The organism is Flavobacterium johnsoniae, assembly GCF_030388325.1.
Taxonomy (GTDB): Bacteria; Bacteroidota; Bacteroidia; order Flavobacteriales; family Flavobacteriaceae; genus Flavobacterium; species Flavobacterium johnsoniae_C.
This window is the reverse complement of sequence record NZ_CP103794.1, coordinates 3,894,080-3,919,159: the sequence shown is the minus strand read 5'-3', so window position 1 is coordinate 3,919,159 and position 25,080 is coordinate 3,894,080. Positions and strand designations below refer to the sequence as shown.

Here is a 25,080-nt window from a genome sequence, read left to right as displayed (position 1 = left end):
AGATTTTAATAGCAAAGAGCCTGATTTTTTCAGGCTCTTTTTTTTGTTTTTGTGCAAAAGTAAGCTTCAAATAATAAATAAAAACAAATAAAGTCTAGATAAACCTGAAGTTGAGCCATCATGTATAATATGTCTATTCTTTTGATTAATCTGTCCATTATTAGAATAAACAATAGCAGTAATTTTATTTTCGATCCAAACACGGTTTACTTTTATTGCATTTTACTCTAATTAAATATGGAGAGATATTTTTTGAAAGTAGGTAATAAAAACAAAAAGTAAAAGGTTGTTGATTAGTAAATATTTTGTTAGTTTTTATTAGTTCGGGAGATTAATTCATCATTTAATCTCCCTTATTTTTTGTTTAGAAATGCAATGTTATAATTTATTAAATACGAGAATATGAAAAGAATGAATTTTAAAATCAAAAACTATAATTGCCTCAGATTCGCTATGCTATTTCTGTCGTTGTTATTTTTCGGTTCCTTAAAAGGATACTCTAAGAATGACGAAAAAACAAAAAATGCGGCTGCTGTATTAGAAAGACTTATTGGTAATCGTGTTAATGAATTTGAATTAACTATTATTGAAAATAAATCAGAACATAAAGATTGGTTTGAAGTAGAAACAACGGCAAATCTTGTAAAAATTAAAGGTTCAAACAACACGGCAATCTGTTATGCGGCTTATAATTTTCTTCGAGATATTGGAGCTGCGTTAGTAAGTTGGGAAGGAAACAAAGTGAATTTGCCTAAAACTTGGCCAAAATATTCCAAAAAAGGAAACACGCCTTTTGAATACAGAGAATATTTAAACGCTTGTACTTTTGGCTATACAACTCCTTGGTGGGACTGGAATCGTTGGGAACAGGAAATAGATTGGATGGCTTTGCACGGAATAAATCTTCCAACAGCAATGGAAGGTCAGGAAGCAGCGTGGCAAGAATTATGGAAAGAATACGGTTTAACAGATAGTCAATTAGAAGCGCATTTTGCTGGCCCGGCTTATTTGCCATGGCAACGTATGGGAAACATTAATAGATTGGAAGGACCTTTACCAAAAGAATGGTTTACTAAAAAACAAGAACTTCAAAGGAAGATTTTAGAAAGAATGCGAGCTTTAGACATGCATCCGGTTGTGCCTGCTTTTAGCGGTTATGTTCCTAAGGCTTTCGCCGAAAAACATCCTGAAGCCAAAATAACAGAATTAAAATCTTGGTCAGGAGGAGGTTTTGCAAGTACTTTTCTCGTAGATTCAAAAGACCCGTTATTTAAAAAAATCGGAAAACGTTTTATTGAAATTTACACTAAAATGTACGGGAAATCTAATTTCTATTTGGCAGATTCATTTAACGAAATTGAACCTCCAGTTTCTGAACACAATAAATACGAAGAATTGGCAAATTATGGAAGTGCTATTTATGAAACAATTAATGAAGCCGCTCCAGGCGCTGTTTGGGTAATGCAAGGCTGGCTTTTTGGAGATAATAAAGAATTTTGGACAAAAGAAGCGACAAGTGCATTTTTAAGTAAAGTGCCAAACGACCGTTTAATGGTTCAGGATTATGCAAATGACCGTTATAAAGTTTGGGAAAATCAGGAAGCATTTTATGGTAAACAATGGACTTACGGATATGTACATAATTATGGAGGATCTAATCCAGTTTATGGAGATTTGAATTTCTATAAAAACGAATTAACGAGTTTATTGAAAAATCCGAAAAAAGGAAATGTTGTCGGTTACGGCGCAATGCCAGAAGGCTTGAATAATAATTCTATTGTATACGAATATATTTATGATCTTCCGTGGAGCAAAGGAGAACAGCCTGTAAAAGATTGGCTAACAAAATATTTGAATGCTAGATATGAGCAGAAGATGGTTTCTAAACCAATTTTTCAAGCTTGGCAATTATTATTAGAATCAGTTTATAATGTCAAATATTGGGAAACTCGTTGGTGGAATGATAGAGCTGGAGCGTATTTATTGTTTAAACGTCCAACCGCAACTATTACAGCATTTAAAGGAAATCCGGGAGATAAGAAGAAACTAAAAGAAGCTTTGGATATTTTAGCTAAAGAAGCTAAAAAATATGATAATAACAATTTTATCCAATACGATTTAATCGATGTTTACAGGCATTATTATTCTTTATGTATAGATGAGGATTTAATGGAATGCGTGGCTGCGTATCAGAAAAAAGATATTGCAAAAGGAGATCAATTATTTAAAAAAATAGAAAAACAAGCTTTGGATATTGATAACTTAATGTCGGCGCAACCATTAAATAGTTTAGACCAATGGGTAAAATCGGCTTCAGATTATGCAAGTTCACCAGCAGTTTCTAAATTGTATGCAAAAAATGCTAAAACATTAATTACACTTTGGGGCGGAGAAGGCCATTTGAATGATTATGCGTCTAGATCTTGGCACGGAATGTATAAAGGTTTTTATTGGCCAAGATGGAAAATGTTTTTAGAAGCTTTACAAAAATCAGCAGAAAATAACACATCATTTGATGAAACAAAAGAAAGAGAATTAATTAAAAATTGGGAAATTAATTGGACAGAAAACAATTAAAAAAAGACTTCCTTGATAATTAATCCGTATATAAACAAAATTTAACTTAATACTTAAACTATAACCTTAAACTACACCAAAAAATATGAAATGAAAAACTACGAAATCGATTAATTAATACGTATTTAATTATAGAAAATTATAAAAATAACTTTGAAAAGCCTTGCTGTCATTGACTTTATTGAAATTATCCATGTTTATGAATAACTTGTCCATTTGCTAACATTTCTTTAACAGTAATTTCGTCAATACTATTTAACCAATTAACCAATATCAAAATGGAAAAACTTAAACTTTTATTATTAGCCTTTTTCTTTGGCTTCTCAATTAATACTTGGGCACAAAAAACAGAAGTGTCCGGTGTAGTTTTAGATGACAAAGGTATTCCTCTGCCAGCCGCGAACATACTCGAAAAGGGTACAACAAATACTGTAACAACAGATTTTGATGGAAAATTTAGATTTTCAGTTTCAAACAAAAATGCAGTATTAGTCATTTCTTTTATTGGGTTTGATGATCAAACTTTAAAATTAGACGGAACAAAATCTAATTATTCAATTAAATTACAATCTACTACAAACAATCTTGAACAAGTTGTTGTAGTTGGATACGGAAAAGGAAGCCGTAAAAACCTTACTACTTCTGTAACTTCTATTAAAGCAGAAGAACTGAACAAAGGAGCAATTAGTGATGTTGGACAGCTTTTACAAGGTAAAGTTTCTGGTTTGAATATCTCTTCAAGCGGTGATCCAACAAAAACAGCTTCTGTAGTGATGCGTGGAGTTTCGACATTAAATAGTTCTCAAGGACCATTTTATGTAATCGATGGTATTCCGGGAGTTGATATTTCGGTAATTTCACCAGACGATATCGCTTCAATCGATGTTTTAAAAGATGCCGCTGCAACGGCAATTTATGGTAACCGTGCTGCAAATGGAGTTATCATGGTAACTACTAAAAAAGGTAGTAAAGGTAGAACGCAAATTGCATACAATGGATATGTTGGTTTTGAAGAAGTTTCTAATAATCTGGATATGATGAATGCAGATCAGTTGAGAGCTTTTACAACTAAAAACAATTTGAACTTTACTCCAGAAAATGATAAAGGCGCAAACACAAACTGGTTAAAAGAAATTATGAGACCAGGTCGCGCAATGTCTACCAGCCATAATTTATCTATGAGCGGTGGTGGAGATCACGGAAACTATACAGCAAGTATTACATCTCTTAACAGAGAAGGAGTAATGCAGAAAAGTGATTTCTCTCGTATCATTGCACGTTTATCTGTTGAACAATTTGCTTTTGATGATAAAGTGAAATTTGGATTAAATGTAACAAATTCTAAAACAGATTACCAAAACGTACCACAACGTAATACGGTACTTCTGCAAGCAGCAAGTTATTTACCAGTTTCTCCAGTTAGAAATGCCGACGGAAGTTTTTTCGAAAACTTCATTAGCCCAGGATATTTTAACCCAGTTGCTTTGATTGAACATGGAACAGATGAAACTACAACAAATAACCTTGTTGGTAATCTTACAGCAGAAGTAAAACTTCCATTTGGAATTACTTATAACTTAAATTTAGCACACCAAAGATTAACGTCTTCACACGGAGAATTCTATGATAGCTATTATTCGCAATATAATAGTGCGAACTTTTACAACAACCCAGATCCACCTTTGACAAAAACATTGGTTAATTTTGGTGTAAATGGTTCTGCTTTGAGAAATTCTTACGAAACTAGAAATAATATTATCGAGAGTTTCTTTACTTGGGATAGAACTTTTGGATCTCATAAAGTAAAAGCTGTTTTAGGTTATTCTTGGCAAGAAAATACATTAGGAGACGGGTTTCAAGCAACTACAACAAATTTCCCGGTTGATAATGTAGGATACAATAACCTTGCTTTAAGTAATTACACTTCTGTGAATGGTTATGTAGTGAATTTTGGAGATAGTAAAGCATATCAAAAAACACGTTTAATTGCTTACTTCGCGCGTTTAAACTACAATTATAAAGATAAATATCTTTTACAAGGATCTATCAGACGAGATGGTGGATCAATGTTTGGAGCTAACAACCAATGGGGATATTTCCCTTCTGTGGGTGGTGCTTGGAGAATTGACAAAGAAAGCTTCATGCAGAATCAAGAATTTTTTAGTGATTTGAAATTAAGAGGAAGCTGGGGAGTTACAGGAAACTCTTCTGGATTTAATGCTTACACAGCGCAATTTATTTCTGGTAGTTTAGGAACTTTCTATTATAACGGACAGCAGATTGGTGCTTACGGACCAAACCAAGCAGCTAATCCAGATTTGAAATGGGAAAAAACGGCTACTGCAAACATTGGACTTGATTTCTCTCTGTTAAAAGGAAAAGTAACGGGATCTATTGATGTTTACGACAAAAAAACAACAGATATGATCTTCAACTATAATGTTAATCCAGTATTGGTACCAGTAGGTTCTATTGTAGCAAACGGAGGAACTATGTCTAATAAAGGTATCGAACTTAGTTTAAGCACAACTCCTGTTAAAACAGCAGATTTCAGCTGGACGACTAATTTGAACTTAGCGCATAATAAAAATGAAATCGTAAAATTAACTAGCCCATTCTTCGTTGGTGGAGATTCTATTCGAAGAGTTCAGCCAGATGGAGGCGGACAAACAGGAAGTACTTTACAAATTTTCAAAGAAGGAAAACCATTAGGACAATTCTTTACATTGAAATATGCAGGAAAAAATGCTGATGGAGTTTCTCAGTATTATGACAAAAACGGTAATTTGACAACTACACCTCAAATTGGAGTAGATTATCATTACGCAGGAAGTGCACAGCCAAAATTATTACTTGGATGGGGAAATAACTTTCAATACAAAAAATTTGATTTAAGCATTTTCTTCAGAGGAGTATTTGGTAACAAAATTTTCAATGCAACTCGTGCCGATCTTTTCAGACCAAGTACAGCAATGACCAATAATATTTTAGTTGACGCAGGAAATGAGTCACCAAACGACCTTAACTCTTATAAATATTCTGATCGTTTTATTGAAGACGGTAGTTATTTAAGATTAGACAACATGACTTTAGGATATAATTTTGGTAAAGTTGGAAGGTACATCAGCAGTGTACGTATTTACCAAACGATTAACAATGTGTTTGTTATTACGAAGTACACAGGTATTGACCCAGAGGTTGAACAAGGAGGAACTGCTCCAGGTGTAGATTCTAATAACTTCTATCCAAAAACTAGAACGTATATGTTCGGTTTAAACGTTAGCTTCTAAAAATTAAATTCAAAAATTATGAAAAAGATATTAAAATATTTAGGTCTTCCAGTGCTTTTAGCTGGTTTAGTATGGTCTTGCGACGATCTAGAAGTGCCTATTACAACTCAATTAACACCAGAAGTATTTCCTCAAAATCCAACACAATATATTCAGACAACAGGTCCAGTTTATGCAGCCTTTCGTGGTGAGTTCTCATTTGCTTGGTGGTGGTCGCAATCTTTGTCTACAGACGAAGCTATTCTGCCTGCAAGAGGAGGTAACTGGTTTGATAACAGAAACTATATTGCAATGCATTACCATGATTGGAATGCAGATAACGGAATCATCGGAAGTCTTTGGGATTGGTCATCTAAAGTGATTGGAACAAGCAATCAAGCGATTTCTATCTTAAGACAAACAATGCCAGAAGGTGCAGACAAAAAAACGTTGATTTCAGAATTAAAAACAATGCGTGCCATTTCTTATTTCATGTTAATGGATAGTTACGGTGATGTTCCTTTAGATACTTTGTACGGAGATTTTACTTCTCACGCTAAAACGCCAAGAGCAGAAGTTTTCAATTTTATCGAAAAAGAATTAAAAAGCGCAGTTCCTAATTTAAATCCAGCATCTGGTGTTACTACTTACGGAAGACCAAACAAACAAACAGCTAATGCAATGTTGGCTAAATTGTATTTGAATGCAAACATATATACAGGAACTGCACGTTACAACGAATGTATTGCAGCTTGTGATGAAGTTATTAATTCTGGCTTATATGCTGTTGAACCAAGAGCGACTTATCTTCAGATGTTTTATCCAACAAACGGACCAGCAATGAAAGAATTCATCTTTGCAGTTCCTTACGATCCAGCGGCAGTAACAGTTGGTTTCAATGGTCAGATGTATCACGCACGTTATGATGTGCCTCGTTCGGAAAGAGCTAAATTTGGTCTTCCGTACACTCCAAGTGCACCAAGAAGTACGCTTCCAGAATTTTACGCTTACTTTAATGATGTAAATGATATTCGTAACAGACAATGGCTTACAGGTCTTCAATACATGAATGATGGTGTTACGCCAGTAATGGTTACAACAACTAAAAAAGGATACGATCAATTTTACACAGGTTCTGACGGTGGTGCTACTTACACATATCAAGTAAATTTAACGCCAGATATTATCCTTCGTCAAAGCGTTGCTTTAATGGATCTTGGAAATGATGAAATTGCTTGGAATATGGGATATAGAAATATTAAATTCTATCCAGATGCAACTTCTACAAACCGTAACCAAAAGAACGACGTTCCTTTCTTGCGTTATTCAGATATCCTTTTAATGAAAGCAGAATCAATCCTTCGTGGAGGACCAGTTACATTAGGACAAAGTGCAGATGCATTAGTAAATATGGTACGTTCTAACCGTACTACTTCTGCAGCTTTGAGCGGTGTAACTTTAGAAGATCTTTACAAAGAAAGAAGCCGTGAATTTACTTGGGAAGCATGGCACAGAAACGATATGATCCGTTTTGGAAAATATGAAGGACAATGGGGGTACAAAACAAATACAGATGTTTACCGTCGTGTTTTCCCAATTCCAACAAATGCAATGGTATTAAATCCAGCTCTTACTCAAAATACTGGATATTAAAAATAAGAATTTAGTTAAGTACACATTTGTAATTTAATTTTAAAAGGAGAGGAGAGTCAAAAATCTTCTCCTTTTTTTACAAAAGAAAGCTGGTTTTTTCAGTTGCTCGTGAGAATCAGTTCAGTTTATTTTTTTTGAATGAAACAAAGCTTAATAGCATCTTGTTTTGGTCTCAAGATTGAAAATTAAGCTTTGTAACATTCTGTTAAATTAATTAGAGATTATGTTAACATCAATAATTCTCTAGCATTTCTACTGCCTTTTGTTTTCGATTTAATGATAAGTAAACATTGAAAAAAACTTTTTAAACTAATATTGCCTCACATACATGGAATTCAATAAAATCTTTAAAATAGGACGTATCGTAATAAGTTTAACTCTTATTTTTTTAATGTCATGCAACGCTCAAAAATCAATTTCTCTAAAAAAGAAACAAATCTCAGATATGGTTTACCCGTTGTTGGACACTGAAAACTCAAGATGGTTTTACTTTTCATCTGCGAGCCGTCCGTTTGGAATGGTAAATTTGAGTCCAGATACAGAAATTAAAGGCGATTGGGGAGGCGGTTATAAATATACAACCGATACAGTTAAAGGTTTTAGTCACGTTCACGAATGGCAAATGTCTGGTGTATCTATAATGCCTGTTACAGTTTCAAATGAAAACAAGGCAATTGTTTTCAAAGATTTTTATTCCAAATTTAATCATCAAAAAGAGATTATTACACCTGGATATCATTCTTTAAAACTAGACAGATATCAAATAACAGCAGAATTAACAAGTACGGCAAGAGTTGGTTTTCATAAATATACTTTTCCTGCGAATGCTCAAAAGGCGGTACTTTTTAATTTGAATACTGTTTTAGGACCATGTGATAATACGGATGGAAAATTAGAAAAAAACAATGATTTTGAACTTTCTGGATCTTTAGTTTTAAGTACAAATTTTAGGCGTCCAAAACCATTAACGGTATTTTTTAAAGTTAAAACCAATCAGCCAATTACTTCTTTAGAAAGAGATAATGCAACAGGAAATTATTTGATTCATTTTGCTAAAACTAAAGATAAAGTATTGATGAAAGTCGGTATTTCTTATACTTCTATTGAAAACGCCAATAACAATATCGAAACCGAATTAACACATTGGGATTTTGATAAAACTGTTGCTGATTCCAGAAACGAATGGAGCAATTTATTAGGAAGAATAAAAATTGAAGGCGGAACAGAAACCGATCAAAGAAGATTTTACACTGATTTATGGCATGCTCTGCAAGGGAGAAAAAAGATCAGTGATGCAAATGGATCCTATCCTGATAATACTGGGGACACGTTCAGGATAGGACATTTACCTTTAAACGCCGACGGAAAACCGAAATTCAATCATTATAATTCGGATGCATTTTGGGGAGCGCAATGGACGATTAATAATCTATGGGGATTGGTTTATCCTGAGATTATGGAAGAGTTTGTGTATTCGCTGATGCAGTATTATAAAGACGGAGGTTCAATTCCGCGTGGACCATCTGGAGGAAATGATACGTATGTAATGACGGGAGCTTCTGCAACGCCTTTTATTGTAAGCGCTATTCAAAAAGGAATTGTAAAAGACGATTTAGAAGCTATTTATGTGGCATTAAAAAAAGGTCATATGGAAGGCGGAATAATGGCAAAAGCGGGTTACGAACACAATACAAGTATTGGCGGTGGACTAAAATATTATTTAGAAAAAGGATATGTGCCGTATCCGCTTCCTGATGGCAATTTTGGAAGCCATGAAGACGGTGCAAGTCAGACTTTAGAATACGCTTATCAAGATTGGACTTTGGCTCAATTGGCTAAAAAACTAAATAATAATGAAGATTATAATTATTTTATAAAGAGATCAAAAAACTATCAAAATGTTTTTGATGCAACAATTGGCTGGATGCGTCCAAAAGATGTAAAAGGAAAATGGAGAGAAAATTATGATCCGTATCAATATGAAAATGGATTTATTGAATCAAACGGAGCGCAATCAACATGGTTTGTACCGCATGATATTCTTAGTTTAGCAGAATTAATGGGTGGAAAAGAAAAAGCCATTTTAAAATTAAATGCACAATTTGAAACGGCTAAAAATCAAAAATATACTTCTGGAACATCGCACGATGCAGAATTGCATCCAGAGTTTAGTAGGATTCCAGTAAATTTTGGAAATCAGCCTTCGATGCAAACTTCTAATATTTTTACCGTTTTAGGAAGACCAGATTTAACACAATATTGGACAAGAAATGTAGTCAAAGAAACTTTCAGCGGATTATCGCCTGCAACAGGTTATAATGGAGATGAAGATCAAGGATTAATGGGAAGTTTGAATGTTTTGCTAAAATTAGGTTTATTTCAAATGAATGGAGGAACAGACAAAGATGCCGTTTATCAAATCGGAAGTCCAATCTTCAATAAAATAACTATTGATCTGAATCCGAAATATTATTCTGGAAAAACATTTGTAATTAAAGCGCAAAATAATAGCGTAGAAAATGTTTACATCAAAGATTTAAAATTCAACAATAAAGAAGTTCAGAATTTTACTCTTTCGCATCAAGATATTACAAATGGCGGAGAATTAGTTTTAGAAATGTCAAATACATCAAACCCCTAATATTAAAGAAAATAACATTAAATGAAAAATCCAAAGTCTATCATTTTCTTAGCGATTAGCTTTCTTGTTGCAATCGAAAATTATGCACAATCAAAAGTTCATCAATATGTTGATCCGATGATTGGTTCAGAAGGAGTTGGGAGAGTTTTTATTGGTCCGTCTTGTCCTTACGGAATGGTAAAACCAAGTCCAGATTGTACTTCAAGCCCAAACAGTGGCTGGTTGCCAATTCCGAAAGAAGTTACAGGTTTTAGCCAAGTGCACGTAAGCGGAACTGGAGGAGGTCCAAAATACGGAAATATTCAGATTATGCCTTTTTCTGGAGCTTTAGATAAAATGGATCAGACTTCGTTTAGAGCAGAAGAAAATGTTAAACTAGGTTATTATGAAACTGTTTTTAAAGAAAATAAAATTAAAACAGAAATAACGACAGGAGAAAAAGTGTCGTTTTATCGTTTTACGTACCCAAAAAACACATCTAAAGAATTAAAAATAGATCCAGGTTTTTTTCTTGGTGAAGAAAAAATTCCAGACGCTAGAGAAGCACAGCAATTTGTAGGCTCGCAAATCGAAATTGTTTCTGATACAGAAGTTAGAGGCTACAGCAGAATTAGAGGCGGATGGAATAACGGTCGCGCTTATACTGTTTATTTCTGGGCAACTTTCGATCAGCCAATTGCAAAATTTGTAACTTTTAAAGACGGAAAATTTTATAACAATCAAAAAGCGCAGTTTGATTCTGGAAAGAAAACAGCAGCTTTACTTTCTTTTGGAAATTCTGGAAAAGAGGAATTAAATGTAAAAATCGGAATTTCTTTTTTAAGTGAATTAAAAGCAAAAAACAATATTGAGGTTGAAATTCCGCATTGGAATTTCGATAATGTTTTAGTAGCATTAGAAAATAAATGGGAAAATTTATTAAATAGAATTCAGCTTTCTGCAGACACTTCAGAAGAATATAAAAAAATGTTCTACACCGGTTTGTATCACACCATGATTATGCCTGTTGACCGTACAGGAGAAAATCCGTTATGGACAAATGATGAGCCTTATTACGATGATTTTTATACTATTTGGGACACATTTAGAACTTCTAGTCCATTAATTACATTGATAGATTCTAAGCGAAAAGTTGATATTATCAACGCCATGTTAAATATTTACAAGCGCGAAGGCTACTTGCCAGAAGGAAGAAGCGGAAACGATAACGGAAGAACACAAGGAGGTTCAAATGCTGAAGTTGTTTTGGCTGATGCTTTTGTAAAAAACTTAAAAGGAATAGATTATGAATTAGCACTTCAAGCAATGCTTAAAGATGCAACAGTTCCTCCTGGAGGTAATGAAGAAAAAGAAGGAAGAGGAGGATTGATAGATTATTTGAAATTAGGATACGTTCCGTACGGTACAGATCGTGCTGGAAACCGAACTATCGATTATTCATACAATGACTATAATATTGCTGTTGTTGCCAAAGGATTGGGAAAGACAGATTTGTACAATCAATATATGAAACAAGCCGAAAACTGGCAGAATTTATGGCGTGCAGATTATGAAAATAATGGAGCAAAAGGTTTTATTATGCCAAAAGATGCCGCTGGAAACTGGTTGGATGATGTTGTTTTTGGTGAATCGAAAATCCAGAAACCGACTTTTAAATATACGCCTGTAATTATCGAATCGCCTTGGTATGTTTGCCATTGGTGTGTTTTCTTTTATGAAGGAACTTCTTGGGAATATTCATTTAGTCTTCCGCACGATATTCCAGAATTGGTAAAAAAATCAGGTGGAGAAAAAGCATTTGAAAATAGATTGAACACTTTCTTTGACAATGATTTATTTAATGTTGCCAACGAACCTTCATTCCTTACACCTTGTTTATATCACTGGATTGGAAAACCATATTTAAGCAGCGACAGAATCAGAACAATTATAAAAAACAGTTTCAACACTTCTCGCGAAGGTTTGCCAGGAAATGATGATTCTGGCGCAATGTCTTCTTGGTTGGCTTTCCACATGATGGGATTATATCCTAACGCTGGACAGCCTTATTACTTGATTAATACTCCGCTGATTAAAGAAACAGTTATGAAATTAGAAAATGGTAAAAGTTTCAAAATCACAACTAAAAAAATGAGCGATAAAAACAAATATATAAAAGCAGCTTTTTTGAATGGAAAACCTTTTAATCAAGCTTGGATTTTACATGAAGATATTAATAACGGTGGAGAACTTGTTCTTGAAATGGATTCTAAGCCTTCAAAATGGGGAACAACAATTTTACCGCCAGCAAAATAAAATGATAAGCAAGATGAAAAATATATTTTTAATGATTCTTTTCTGCGTTGTTTATCAGAAAGCAATAGCACAGAATTACATTCCAACAATAAAAAATAATACAGAGCTAAATTACGTTTGCAAGCTTCATGGTCAAACCAGAACGCTTTCGCTTAAAGCAGAAACAGCAGGCGACGGTTTAACTTTTAAACTAGAAACTAGAGGTGTAAAAAGCAGTATTGTAATGCTTCCAGAAGCTGTAAAAAATGGAACAGAATTGAGTTTTAATCAGGGTGAATATGCACCAGTTTTAAATTTAAAACCAACTGAAACTTTTTTCATGATTTCGAGATCGGCTTATCAAAATTTAGTAAAAAATAATTCATTTGTATACAATAATACAACTTACGTTTTAGATAAAAATAATGATAAAAGCAGTATTTCTATTGACGGAAAGACTGTCGAAACTTTACACGTAATTGCACAAATCGATGAAACAGAAATGTGGATTGTAAAAAATCCTGAATTTCCTTTAATCTGTAAAATAATCAAGAATCCGTTAGGCATCAATCCAACATTAGTAAAAGTTATAGATAAATAAAAAAACAGATTTATTTTAAACAAATAGAAACATAGTTTTTGATTGCTCAAAAAGAAGATAAAAAGAAGCTAGTTTCTCATACATAGCTATGTTTGTTCATGCAAGTGAAACGCCTTTTTACAAGTATTAGAATCTATGTTTCTATGTGTTTAAAAATAATTGTCCTCAAAACATTAGCAAATAAAAAAGAGAAAGAATATTGATTAAAGAATTTTCACATTTTAAGTATAAATTGATAATTTCTGAACATTAGGCAGAATTCTTGGTAAATTGTTGAAAGTTGTTTTTAAATTTACAGGAATTACACTTAAACTATAATATTTTAAATTATGAAATTATCTATCGTAACCTCTTTACTTTTTTGCTGCATTTGTTTTGGACAAAATAATACAGACAACAGTTTGTATATGAAGTCTGATAAAATTACATATCTAACAGATATTGGCTCAGAATCAGGAGATTTATATAAAACAATCGGACATCACGGTCCAGCTGTAGAAAATGAATGGATGGCTTTGAGAATTTATTTCAGCGATAAAGTAGCGATTGATGTTTATTCTAAAGCAAAACCAGGTTTAGAATTAAGAAAAGCAAATTGGTATCCGACGCCGCAACAGCAAAAAGAAGGTTGGGGAGCCGATTATTATAAAGTAGCATCAACTGTAGGACTAGGCGGTGTAAAACTTTGGGACGGAGAGAAAGTTGTGCCTTTAAATCCAGTAACAAATCGTTTGGCTCGCGTTGGTAAAACAGATACAACTTCTTGGATGGAGATGATTTCAAGAGGAGTGCCTTACAAAGGGAAAAAAGTGGATATTTTAGTTCGCGTAACGGTATTTTCTGGTAAAAGAGAAGCAAAAGTAGAAGCTGTTTCTTTAAACGGAGAAAAAGTACAATTTGCAACTGGAGTAAATTACTTTAAAGATTGTGCAACAAAAAAAGGAACAAATTATATTGCAGTTTGGGGAAAACATCCTGAAGACGTTGCGGCAGAAATTGTAGAAGTTGGTGCAGCAATTATGTATAATCCAAAAGATTATGAGAAAACGACAGATGACGGAACACAATATTTATTGATTTCAAAACCAGCAAAAAAATTAGAAACAACCATTATATCTTCTAGTGCGAGAGAAACAGAATTAAACACTTTAGATAAATTAGAAGCTTACATTAAAAAGTAATAGAATTATCTTTTAGTAAGGACGCGGATTGAACGGATTTACTTCGTAAAGACGCGGATTAAAACGGATAATCTATTTATATTTTTTAAAAAGATTAAAAAAAATCCGTTTCTATCCACGTCTTCGCGTTAGCGAATCTGTTTAATCCGCGTCTGATTTTATAGGTTTTGTATTTTTAAAAATGGGACAAATAAAGGATAATCATAAAAATTAAAATAAAATACATGTTTAGAATATCGGCTATAATAGTATTACTATTTTCTTCATATCTCTGCAAATCACAGCAGATTACTAAAAAAGAAGTTCAAATTGCTTTTATAGCCGATGTTCATTTACAGGACATTTTTGCCAAATTTGAGGATAACGATTACAAAGGAATCAAAAATCCGAAAACGGGCGAATATGCCAATATCAGAACAATGAATGCACAATTGCATTCTACGAGAATCTTCAATGAAAATTACTTCGCTTTTTTAGAAGCATTAAACGACATCGTAAAAAGAAACATCAAACAAGTTGCTCTTCCTGGTGATTTCAGCGATGACGGACAGCCAGTTCATGTTCGCGGATTGAGAAAAATACTCAACGAATATTCAAAAAAATACGGAATTTCATTTTTTATTACCACTGGAAATCATGATGTTGTAAGACCATTTTCTCAAGATGCCACCAAAACTGATTTTTTAGGAAAAGGAGGAAAGGAGCAAATTATAAGCAGTTCTAGAAATAATTTGGAGAAAGTAAAAAGTGATTTGGAACCTATTATTACAAAAGATATAAAAAATTGGGGTTATAAAGAAACCATTAACGAAATGCGTGATTTTGGTTTTTTTCCAAAAAAGACCGATTTGTATTGGGAAACGCCATTTTCAAACTATACTTACGAACAATATAATTTTGAAAAAGCTCAAAAAGAATCTGTTTTAGAAAAAAGAACGTATTTAATTAAAAACACCAATTTGTATCTTCCAGATGCAAGTTATCTGGTTGAGCCTGTTAAAGGAGTTTGGCTTTTAGGAATTGATGCCAATGCATATGTGCCAAACGAAAAACTATCAGGAGAGCCAAATAATCCGCATGATTTTTCTGGTGCAAATACAGGTTACAATAACGTTCTGATTTATAAAAGCCATCTTTTAAATTGGATAAAAAAAGTATCAGTAGAAGCTAAGAAAAAAGGGAAAATATTGATCGCTTTTAGTCATTATCCGATGGTTGAATTTAATGATGATGCTTCACCAGAGTTAAAACAGCTTTTTGGAGCAAATAAAATGCAGTTGCAACGGGTTCCAGATGAAGAAGTAGCACAACAATTTGCAGATGCTGGAATTCAGATTCATTTTGGCGGACATATGCACATTAACGACACTGGCGTAAGAACGTCCGCAAACGGAAACACGCTGTTTAATATTCAGACACCGTCGCTCGCGGCGTATATGCCAGCTTACAAAATATTGACAATTCATTCTGATTCTGAATTTGAAGTAGAAACTATCGTAATTGGCAATGTCAGTAATTTCAATAGTTTGTTTCCTTTTTACGAAGAAGAATATACTCATTTGGAGGAAATTAAAAATAAAGATATTTGGAATAAAGAAATTCTAAAAGCCAAAGATTATGCAGCATTTACAAATTGGCATCTAAAAGAATTAGTTCGTTTGCGATTCTTGCCTGAAGATTTTCCTGTAGATTTATTAAAATCGATTGAAAAACTTTCTGGTAGAGATTTATTAGAATTGAATAAAAACCAATCTGAAATAGATAAAGATTTAAAGGCAAATTCTTTGACAATTTCTGATTTTGAACTTTGGACTGGATTTGATATGATTTTAGATTTTTACCGTCTTAAAAGTGCCGATGAACTTGCTTTTAATGAAATAGGAAAAAAGAAATTAAAGCAATATGATTTGATCTGCAAGCATTTGAAAAAATCAAATGATCCGAAATTGGTTTTATGGGCAGAAATATTTTGGAAAACCATGAATGGTAAGCCTTCCGATCATTTTAAAATTGATTTGAAAAATAATAAAATTGATAATTTATCTGTTAAATAATTTCGTTATTTATTAAATCAAAAAGTTTAAATTGCATTTATAATTTATTTCCATGAGACCAAAATTCCATTTACTATTATTATTGTTTGCTGTTTTTTATTCTTCTTATTCACAGAATATAAAATTTGCGCATTATAATGATAATAACGGATTATCTCATAATTCTGTACGCCATATTGTGCAGGATAAAAAAGGTTTTATGTGGTTTGGTACATTCTCCGGATTAAATCGTTTTGACGGTTATCAGTTCAAAAACTACATGAGTTCTACGCCGGGGAAAAACAAATTATATAACGACGATATTACTGCTTTAGAATTAGATGAAAATTCTAACCATTTATGGATTGGAACCCGAAAAGGTCTAACTCTTTTTAAAATGGATACGCATGTCTTTACCACTTTTTTTCATAAAAAAGATGATCCAAACAGTTTGCCAGACGATGAAGTTCGAGCGGTTTATGTAGATAAATTTAAAAGGGTTTGGGTAGGAACCAAAACAAAAGGAATTTATTTGTTTTTCTTGAAAGAAAACCGATTCGAAAAAATTAAGCTGAAAGGTTTTGAGTACGTTAAAGAAATTTTTGAAGACAAAAGTGGCAATATTTGGATAGGAAGTTATGAAAAATCAGGTGTAGCAAAAATTACGATGGATGCAAAAGGAGCGATTGTTAGAATTAACAATTACACACTTTCGGTTCCAAATTCAAACGTAAAAAATCCGTATATCAATTTTATTTACGAAGATGCAAAACAAGATATTTTTGTTGGAACTCGTGAAGGTTTGTATAAATTAAACAAAGCAACTAATCAGTTTGTTAATTTATATATTGAAAACAAACAAGTTAGAGGAGCTTTAGGTCCGTATTTTTTATCTGTTGCACGTGCACCAGACGGCAAATATTGGGTTGGAACTCTAGGCGGATTATTGGTTTGTGATCAGTTAGAAGACATTCAAAAAGGAAATTACAAATGGTATTATTCTATTTTATCTGATGATACTTCGCTTGTCGATAATTTAATTTCGGCACTTTATTTTGATAAATCGGGAGTTTTATGGATCGGAACAGAAGATGGTTTAGATAAGTATGATCCTTACGAAAATCAATTTACTTTAAACAAAGATATTTCGCGTTCAATTGGAAATCAAGCACCTCGAATTAGAGGTTTTGCAAAAACCTACGATGAAAAAATAATTGTTGCGACTTACCACAACGGACTTTTTATTTCAAATACAAAAGGTTCAACTCCTTTACATAATACAGGAAAAGACATTGCCAGCATTTATTCTGATGACGGGAAGATTTTTTATTGCGGTCTTTGGGATGGAAATGTTTTGGTCTACAATTATAGCACAAATTCTTCTAGAGAAATTAAAGTTGGATTTGAAAAATCACCCGTTTTTGCATTCAGTAAAATTGGAAACGATTTGATGATTGTGGGTTCTTTTGGGGAAGGTGCTGTCATTTTAAATACGAAAACTTTGCAAGTACAGAGTTCTAGTGAACTTTTACCTGGTTTTCAGATTAATGCTATCGAAAGAGACGCCAAAAATAATGTTTGGTTTGCTACAGAAACCGGAGTTGTAAAATACAACATCAATTCGGGGAAAATAGAAACCTATTCGTCACTTTTTATTAAAGAAAAAGGCGTGCCGCATGACGAAAATGTAAGTGATGTTTTAGTTGATGTAAAAGGTAAAATTTGGGCTTCAACACGATTTGGTTTGTGTTTGTACAATTCTAAAAAGAATGAATTTGAACCAGTTAAAAACCTAAAAGAACTTTCGGGCAAATGGATTACAGATATTTTATCTGATGCAAACGGAAATCTTTGGCTGAATATAAACAATAACAATATTGCTTTCGTTAAATCGAATTTAAAAGACATCAGCATTTATCATGTAAATAGTGGAAACAGATTGGACGTTTTTAGTTCAAGTGGTTTCTTTTATTTTAATAATTCTAATATTTTTCTTGGAGGAAAGAACGGAATTATTTCTTTTTCGCCGCCAGCGATGAAAAGAAATAATTGGTCGCCTTTGCCTGTTATTTCAGAATTTAAAATTCAGAACGAAGAGGTTTTTCCAGAAATGGAAATCAATGGAGAAATTCCGCTTTCAAAAGATTTGAATTATGGAAAAGAAATAGAGCTCACGCATAAAAATCGTAATTTTTCGCTTCAGTTTTCGGCTCCGTCTTTCGCAAATGAAAAACTGAATAAGTTTCAATATATGTTGGAAGGTTTTGATAAACATTGGATTACAGCAAATAGTACATCGAGAACTGTACAATATACCAACCTTTATCCAGGAAATTATACTTTTAAAATCAGATCAAGCAATAGCGACGGATATTGGAGTAAAACGGTTTCTTATAAAATAAAAATTCTGCCTCCGTTTTGGCTTACGCCGACTTCGTTTTTACTGTTTTTTGCACTTTTGTTTGGTATCTTTTATTTTATAAGAAAAGAAATTAAAAACCGTATTCGTCTTAAACAAGAGCTTCTTACAGAAAAGGTAAACAGAGAACACGATGTTAAATTAAACAATGAAAAACTACGTTTCTTTACTAATATTTCGCACGAATTAAGAACGCCTTTAACGCTGATTTTAGGTCCAGCGAAACAGTTATTAGACGAAAACAGCAATGCAACAGATTACGAAAAAAGCAGATATAACTTGATTTATCAAAATGCAAGCAGATTATTAAATCTTGTAAATCAGGTTTTAGATTTTAGAAAAGCACAATCGGGAGAATTGAAACTAAAAGTGACTAAAACGGATATTTTATCGTATTCGAAGAATATTTTCGATTCGTTTAAAGAAATGGCTTATAACAAAAAAATTAAGCTCAATTTTATAGTTGAAGATGAAGAAATAAACGGCTGGATTGACAATGATAAATACGATAAGATTCTTTATAACCTGTTATCAAACGCTTTAAAGTTTACCAATAAAAACGGAAATGTCGATTTGTATATCAGACTAAAAGATACTGTAGAAGATGTTTTGGTTATTGAAGTAGCTGATGATGGAATTGGGATTCCGTTAAAAAGTATGGATAAAATCTTCAAGCGTTTTTATCAGGCTTCAAATAGTAAAGACAATAATACAGGATCTGGAATTGGGTTATCTTTGGTAAAGTCTTTGGTTGCTATTCATAAAGGAATTATTTCTGTAGAAAGCACAGCAGGAAAAGGAAGTACGTTTAGAGTCGAAATTCCGATTGATCGTTCTGCTTACGAACATAAAGAAGTGTTTGAATATGCTTTAAAAAATGATAATCTAAGTATGCTTATTCCAGAAAAAGCGGCTAAGAAAATTATTCAGAATACCGATATGAAAGAAAAAATATTGGTTATTGAAGACAATAGCGAACTGAGAAAATACTTGGTTGATTATCTCTCTGATTATTATAAAGTTTACGATGCCGAAAATGGTGAAGAAGGTTTGAGACTTTGCCGCCAGATAAAACCTATTTTATGTGTTGCCGATGTTATGATGCCAGTTATGGATGGTTTGGAATTTGTTCGCGAACTTAAAAATGATGAATTTATCAGTCATATTCCGGTTGTGATGTTAACCGCGCTTGGCGAAAATAATGACAAAGTAAAAGGTTATGAAATGGGTGCTGATGGTTATTTAGCGAAACCTTTTGAGCCTTTATTGCTTAAAACGGTTATCGAAAATATTGTCAAATCGAGGTTAGAACTCAAGCAAAAATTCTCTGGAGAAGTAGAAAGTAAAGTTAGTATGCTAACGCATTCTCCTATTGATGAAGAATTTATGGAGAAAATCACAAATTTGATTAATGATAATTTGAGTGAAGTAGATCTTTCTACGGATTTTCTTTGTGATAAATTGGGCGTTAGTTCTTCTAAATTATACAGAAAAATCAAAGAATTGACTGATTTGGCTCCAAACGAATTCATTAGAACAATTCGATTAAAAAAATCTGCAGAATTGCTTAAAACTAAAAAATATAATGTTTCTGAAGTAACGAATTTGGTTGGTTTTAATGATCCGTTATATTTTAGCCGATGCTTTAAAAAACAGTTTGGTTTCCCGCCAAGTAAATTGATTTAATTTATTTGTTGCCACGAATTACACTAATTTTCACGAATTTTTATTTGATTGAACTTTGTCAAAGTTTTAAACTTTGACAAAGTTTTTTTGTCTACAATTTTGTCATTTTGAATTTTAATAATGTAAAAATCCTACAATATTCGAAATTATCCATGTTTTTGATTTATTAATCCATTTTGAACCATATATGTAATTCTATTTTTGTCTTATAACTTTTAACTATTTAGAATTATGAAAAAGCATATAGATACAGACAATCCGTTGAATAATTTAGATGAGTGGGAAGACGATTTGTTAATGCGATATCCTGATCCTTCTGAAGAAAATGAAGATGTAAAAGAAAAGCAGAAAGAAGAATTCAGAAATTATGTCGATTCGGAAAGAGTAGAAACAGTTAAAGAGTTTTACAGAATAAACCACACGTATCAAACTTATGACTTTGTGTGCAGTAAAGAACAAGATTTTCTGCAATTTAATAGAAAAGAAATGTCAATCTGGGAAGCTGTTGAGTTTTTGAACACGCTTGTAGACGATAGCGACCCAGATATTGACTTAGATCAGACACAACATCTTTTGCAGACTTCAGAAGCAATTCGTGCAGACGGTCATCCGGATTGGTTTGTGTTGACGGGTTTTATCCACGATTTAGGTAAAGTTTTATGTTTGTTTGGAGAACCTCAATGGGCAGTTGTTGGAGATACATTTCCTGTTGGATGCGCGTATTCGGATAAGATTGTTTATCCTGAATTTTTTAAGGAAAATCCAGATTATACAGACGAAAGATTCAATACAAAATTTGGCGTTTATACAGAAAACTGCGGATTAGAAAATGTAAAAATGAGCTGGGGACACGATGAATATCTGTATCAGATTATGAAAGATTATCTTCCAGATCCAGCTTTGTACATGATACGTTATCATTCGTTCTATTCTCAACACAAAGAAAATGCTTATTCTCACCTAATGAATGAGAAAGACATCGAAATGTTTGATTGGGTTAGAAAGTTCAATCCTTATGATTTATACACAAAAGCACCAGTTAAACCAGATGTAAAAGCATTACTTCCTTATTATAAAGAATTAGTTGCTAAATATTTGCCAGAAAAATTGAAGTTTTAAAAGGCTTCATTTGTTTAAACAAAGATAGTCCACACAATCTTGTCATTCCGAGGAACGAGGAATCTTCGCGAGAAACTCCTCAATCAGAATCCACAATCTTTGTAGAGCTACTTACGAAGATTTGCTTCGCCTGTTCGCTATCGCTCGGGTCTCGTTCCTCGGAATGACAAACTTTGGGGCTATGTGTTAGAAACTGGTTTTTTTCATTAATCTTTTTTAAGAAAAAAATAAACTATGTTTCTATGTGTTGAAAAAAAATAATTGCCAGCTATCAAAAACCAAAATAATGCATATAATCAAAACCAAAATACTTTTATTAAGCCTGCTTTTACTTTGTGGAACTATTGTTACTGCTCAAGAAAAAGAGCGTAACGATTGGGAGAATCCTCTTGTATTTCAGATTAATAGAGAACCAGCACGAGCTGCTTTTCTTCCTTACGCAGACGAAAATTCGGCGATAATCGATAAATATGAAAATTCACCTTGGTATTTTTCTTTAAATGGGAAATGGAAATTTTCTTGGTCGCCAACACCAGATCAGCGTCCGAAGGATTTTTATAAAACGGATTTTAGCACTTTACACTGGAAAGAACTTCAAGTGCCTTCTAATTGGGAGTTAAACGGATATGGTGTGCCAATTTATACCAATATTACATATCCTTTTGAGAAAAATCCACCCTTTATTAATCATTGGGATAATCCTGTTGGATCTTATAAAAAAGATTTTGTATTGCCAGATAATTGGAAAAACCGTCACGTTTTTCTTCATTTTGAAGCAGGAACTTCAGCTATGTACATTTGGGTAAATGGCGAAAAAGTTGGTTACACCGAAAACACCAAAAGTCCAGCAGAATTTGATATTTCTAAATATTTAAAATCTGGAAAAAATAATTTGGCTGTTGAAGTTTACAGATGGAGCGACGGTTCGTATCTAGAAGATCAAGACATGTGGCGACTTTCTGGAATTGACAGAAATGTGTATTTGTATAGTACTCAAGATGTTCGTATTTCAGACTTCTTTGCTAAACCAGATTTAGATGCGAAATACAAAAACGGAAGTCTGAGTGTTGATGTTAGTTTGAAAAACCTGACTTCAACTTCAGTTAACAATCAAAAGTTGGTTGCGAAATTGGTTGATGCTTCTGGGAAAAATGTTTTTAGCAAAGAGTTTAATGTCAATTTTGAAGCTTCTAAAATTCAGACTTTAAATTTTTCTCAAAATGTTTCAAGTCCGAAATTATGGAGCAGTGAAACGCCAAATTTATACACGTTGGTTTTGACCTTAAAAAATTCAAAAAATGAAATTGTAGAAACGGTTTCAACGCAAATTGGATTCAGAAAAGTAGAATTAAAAGGCGGACAATTATTAGTAAACGGAGTTCGATTGATGGTTCATGGAGTAAATATTCATGAACATAATCCAGAAACTGGACATTATCAGGACGAAGCAACGATGATGAAAGATATCAAAATGATGAAGCAATTGAATATCAATTCAGTTCGTTGCAGTCATTATCCGAACAATATTTTATGGGTTAAACTTTGTAACAAATACGGTTTGTTTTTGGTCGATGAAGCTAATATAGAAAGTCATGGAATGGGAGTAGAAGGTCAGCCTTTAAAATGGATGAATCCAAAAACGAATCCAGGTTATCTTCCAGAATGGAGAGAAGCACATTTAGACCGAATTTATAGTCTAGTTGAAAGAGATAAAAATATGCCATCGGTAATTATTTGGTCATTGGGTAATGAAAGTGCCAACGGACCTGTTTTTCACGAAGCTTACAAATGGATTAAAAAAAGAGATAATAGCCGTTTGGTTCAGTTCGAACAAGCAAAAGAAAACGAAAATACCGATATCGTTTGCCCAATGTATCCAACGATAGAATATATGAAGGAATATGCGGCGCGCAAAGAAGTGACTCGTCCGTATATTATGTGTGAGTATTCGCATGCGATGGGAAACAGCAGCGGAAATTTTCAGGAATATTGGGATATCATTCGCGGAAGCAAAAATATGCAAGGCGGTTTTATCTGGGATTGGGTAGATCAAGGTTATTTAAGAACCGATGAAGCTGGAAGAAAATATTGGGCTTACGGAGGCGATATGGGAAGCCAGAATTATCTAAACGATGAAAATTTCTGTCATAACGGATTAGTTTATGCTGATAGAACGCCGCACGTTGGAGCATTCGAAGTAAAAAAAGTTTATCAGAATATTTTATTCAAAGCAGTTGATATCAAAAATGGAATAATCGAAATTAATAATGATTTCGGATTTACAAATTTGAATAAATACGGCTTTAGATACGAAGTTTTAGAAAATGGAAAAGTAATTAAAGAAGGAAAAATTAATGTTGCGTTAGATCCAAAAACAAAAAAACAATTTAAACTTGATTTGCCAAAAATTGAATCGAAAGAAGGAACAGAATATTTATTGAATGTTTTTGCTTACACGAAAACAAGTTCTGAATTGCTTCCTGATAATTTTGAAATTGCGAAAGAACAATTTGTAATTGAAGATGGTAAATATTTCCAAAAATCTGAAAAAGTAAATTCAGCTAAAATTCAGGATGAGAAAGATCAGTTTGTATTGACTTCAGATAATGTTGTAGTGAAAATCAGCAAATCGACAGGATTGATTTCTTATTACAGTTTAAAAGGCGAAGAATATTTCAAACAATATCCAGAACCTAATTTCTGGAGAGCTCCAACCGATAATGACATCGGAAACAAAATGCAGATTAGAACGAATGTTTGGAGAACAGCTGGAAAAAATACTTCTTTAGAAAGCATTCAGCAAACAGAAGAAAACGGAAAAAAATATATCGTTTCGAAATTAAAACTAAACGATGTTGCTTCTGATTATACAATTAAATATTCGCTAGGAAATAATGGAGATTTAGAAATACAGGTTGCTTATAAAAAAGGTGCGAATGCTGTACCTGAATTGCCTCGCTTCGGAATGATTTTCACTTTAAAAAACACCTTAGAGAATCTAGATTATTACGGAAGAGGACCATTAGAAAATTATCCGGATAGAAAAACAGCATCATTCAAAGGAATTTATACTAGTAAAGTTGCAGACCAATATGTGCCTTATACACGCCCACAAGAAAATGGATACAAGACAGATATACGCTGGTTTAAATTATCAAGCAATTCAGGAAATGGCTTGGAAATAAAAGGTCTGCAACCTTTAGGTATAAGTACTTTGAACAATTATCCGAGTGATTTTGACGGAGGAATTTCTAAAAAGAATATCCATTCCAGTGATATCACTCCGAGAGAAGAAGTAGTAGTTTGTGTAGACTTAACGCAACGCGGCGTAGGCGGCGACAATAGTTGGGGATTACCGCCACACGAACAATATGTATTAACGAAAAGTGAATACAACTACGGATTTGTTATAAAACCAATTGAATAAGTTTTCAGTTTGCGGTCTCAGTTTACACTGGATACTGAGACTGCGACTGAAAATTAAAAATTTATTATTAAACCACTTTAACTTAAATAAGTTTAGTTTCAGTTTTCAGTCTCGGTTTTCAGTCACAGTTAGAACTGAAAACTGCGACTGTGACTGAATACTGAAAAGAAGACTAAAAAAAACTATCAACTGACCACTGA

Annotated in this window: 11 protein-coding genes; all 11 read left to right on the top strand. The window is 33.0% G+C overall.

Features of this window, described 5'->3' with window-relative positions; translation table 11 throughout:
• The first annotated feature begins 402 nt into the window (after nucleotides 1-402).
• The 11 genes from NYQ10_RS17130 (at nucleotide 403) to NYQ10_RS17080 (ending at nucleotide 24,880) form a co-directional block, all read left to right on the top strand.
• Nucleotides 403-2,577, top strand: a complete 2,175-nt coding sequence (locus NYQ10_RS17130) for an alpha-N-acetylglucosaminidase (RefSeq protein ID WP_289877436.1) — start codon at nucleotides 403-405, stop codon at nucleotides 2,575-2,577.
• A gap of 278 nt (nucleotides 2,578-2,855) precedes the next feature.
• Complete coding sequence (locus NYQ10_RS17125) at nucleotides 2,856-5,867, top strand: SusC/RagA family TonB-linked outer membrane protein (RefSeq protein WP_289877435.1); 3,012 nt, start codon at nucleotides 2,856-2,858, stop codon at nucleotides 5,865-5,867.
• An 18-nt stretch (nucleotides 5,868-5,885) separates the two neighbouring features.
• Nucleotides 5,886-7,499 (top strand): RagB/SusD family nutrient uptake outer membrane protein, encoded by a 1,614-nt coding sequence (locus NYQ10_RS17120; protein WP_289877434.1) that lies wholly within the window; start codon nucleotides 5,886-5,888, stop codon nucleotides 7,497-7,499.
• A 328-nt stretch (nucleotides 7,500-7,827) separates the two neighbouring features.
• On the top strand, nucleotides 7,828-10,140 hold the full coding sequence (locus tag NYQ10_RS17115) for a GH92 family glycosyl hydrolase (RefSeq protein ID WP_289877433.1): 2,313 nt from the start codon (nucleotides 7,828-7,830) through the stop codon (nucleotides 10,138-10,140).
• 21 nt (nucleotides 10,141-10,161) lie between these two features.
• Nucleotides 10,162-12,435 carry a GH92 family glycosyl hydrolase gene (locus NYQ10_RS17110; protein WP_289877432.1) on the top strand — a complete coding sequence of 758 codons (2,274 nt, stop codon included), beginning with the start codon at nucleotides 10,162-10,164 and terminating at the stop codon, nucleotides 12,433-12,435.
• A gap of 13 nt (nucleotides 12,436-12,448) precedes the next feature.
• Nucleotides 12,449-13,015, top strand: coding sequence for a hypothetical protein (locus tag NYQ10_RS17105; RefSeq protein WP_289877431.1), 567 nt, complete (start codon nucleotides 12,449-12,451; stop codon nucleotides 13,013-13,015).
• A gap of 329 nt (nucleotides 13,016-13,344) precedes the next feature.
• Nucleotides 13,345-14,196 carry a DUF4861 family protein gene (locus tag NYQ10_RS17100; protein ID WP_289877430.1) on the top strand — a complete coding sequence of 284 codons (852 nt, stop codon included), beginning with the start codon at nucleotides 13,345-13,347 and terminating at the stop codon, nucleotides 14,194-14,196.
• Between the two features lie 224 nt (nucleotides 14,197-14,420).
• Complete coding sequence (locus tag NYQ10_RS17095) at nucleotides 14,421-16,250, top strand: metallophosphoesterase family protein (RefSeq protein ID WP_289877429.1); 1,830 nt, start codon at nucleotides 14,421-14,423, stop codon at nucleotides 16,248-16,250.
• Between the two features lie 52 nt (nucleotides 16,251-16,302).
• On the top strand, nucleotides 16,303-20,334 hold the full coding sequence (locus tag NYQ10_RS17090; RefSeq protein ID WP_289877428.1) for a hybrid sensor histidine kinase/response regulator transcription factor: 4,032 nt from the start codon (nucleotides 16,303-16,305) through the stop codon (nucleotides 20,332-20,334).
• A gap of 231 nt (nucleotides 20,335-20,565) precedes the next feature.
• Nucleotides 20,566-21,453, top strand: coding sequence for an inositol oxygenase family protein (locus NYQ10_RS17085; RefSeq protein ID WP_276173412.1), 888 nt, complete (start codon nucleotides 20,566-20,568; stop codon nucleotides 21,451-21,453).
• A gap of 286 nt (nucleotides 21,454-21,739) precedes the next feature.
• Nucleotides 21,740-24,880, top strand: a complete 3,141-nt coding sequence (locus NYQ10_RS17080; protein ID WP_289877427.1) for a glycoside hydrolase family 2 TIM barrel-domain containing protein — start codon at nucleotides 21,740-21,742, stop codon at nucleotides 24,878-24,880.
• Nucleotides 24,881-25,080: the final 200 nt, after the last annotated feature.

What these genes read in the sequence shown, in the direction of transcription:
- NYQ10_RS17130 (WP_289877436.1), top strand. Translation starts at nt 403, where the DNA reads ATGAAAAGAATGAATTTTAAAATCAAAAACTATAATTGCCTCAGATTC.
- NYQ10_RS17125 (WP_289877435.1), top strand. Translation starts at nt 2,856, where the DNA reads ATGGAAAAACTTAAACTTTTATTATTAGCCTTTTTCTTTGGCTTCTCA.
- NYQ10_RS17120 (WP_289877434.1), top strand. Translation starts at nt 5,886, where the DNA reads ATGAAAAAGATATTAAAATATTTAGGTCTTCCAGTGCTTTTAGCTGGT.
- NYQ10_RS17115 (WP_289877433.1), top strand. Translation starts at nt 7,828, where the DNA reads ATGGAATTCAATAAAATCTTTAAAATAGGACGTATCGTAATAAGTTTA.
- NYQ10_RS17110 (WP_289877432.1), top strand. Translation starts at nt 10,162, where the DNA reads ATGAAAAATCCAAAGTCTATCATTTTCTTAGCGATTAGCTTTCTTGTT.
- NYQ10_RS17105 (WP_289877431.1), top strand. Translation starts at nt 12,449, where the DNA reads ATGAAAAATATATTTTTAATGATTCTTTTCTGCGTTGTTTATCAGAAA.
- NYQ10_RS17100 (WP_289877430.1), top strand. Translation starts at nt 13,345, where the DNA reads ATGAAATTATCTATCGTAACCTCTTTACTTTTTTGCTGCATTTGTTTT.
- NYQ10_RS17095 (WP_289877429.1), top strand. Translation starts at nt 14,421, where the DNA reads ATGTTTAGAATATCGGCTATAATAGTATTACTATTTTCTTCATATCTC.
- NYQ10_RS17090 (WP_289877428.1), top strand. Translation starts at nt 16,303, where the DNA reads ATGAGACCAAAATTCCATTTACTATTATTATTGTTTGCTGTTTTTTAT.
- NYQ10_RS17085 (WP_276173412.1), top strand. Translation starts at nt 20,566, where the DNA reads ATGAAAAAGCATATAGATACAGACAATCCGTTGAATAATTTAGATGAG.
- NYQ10_RS17080 (WP_289877427.1), top strand. Translation starts at nt 21,740, where the DNA reads ATGCATATAATCAAAACCAAAATACTTTTATTAAGCCTGCTTTTACTT.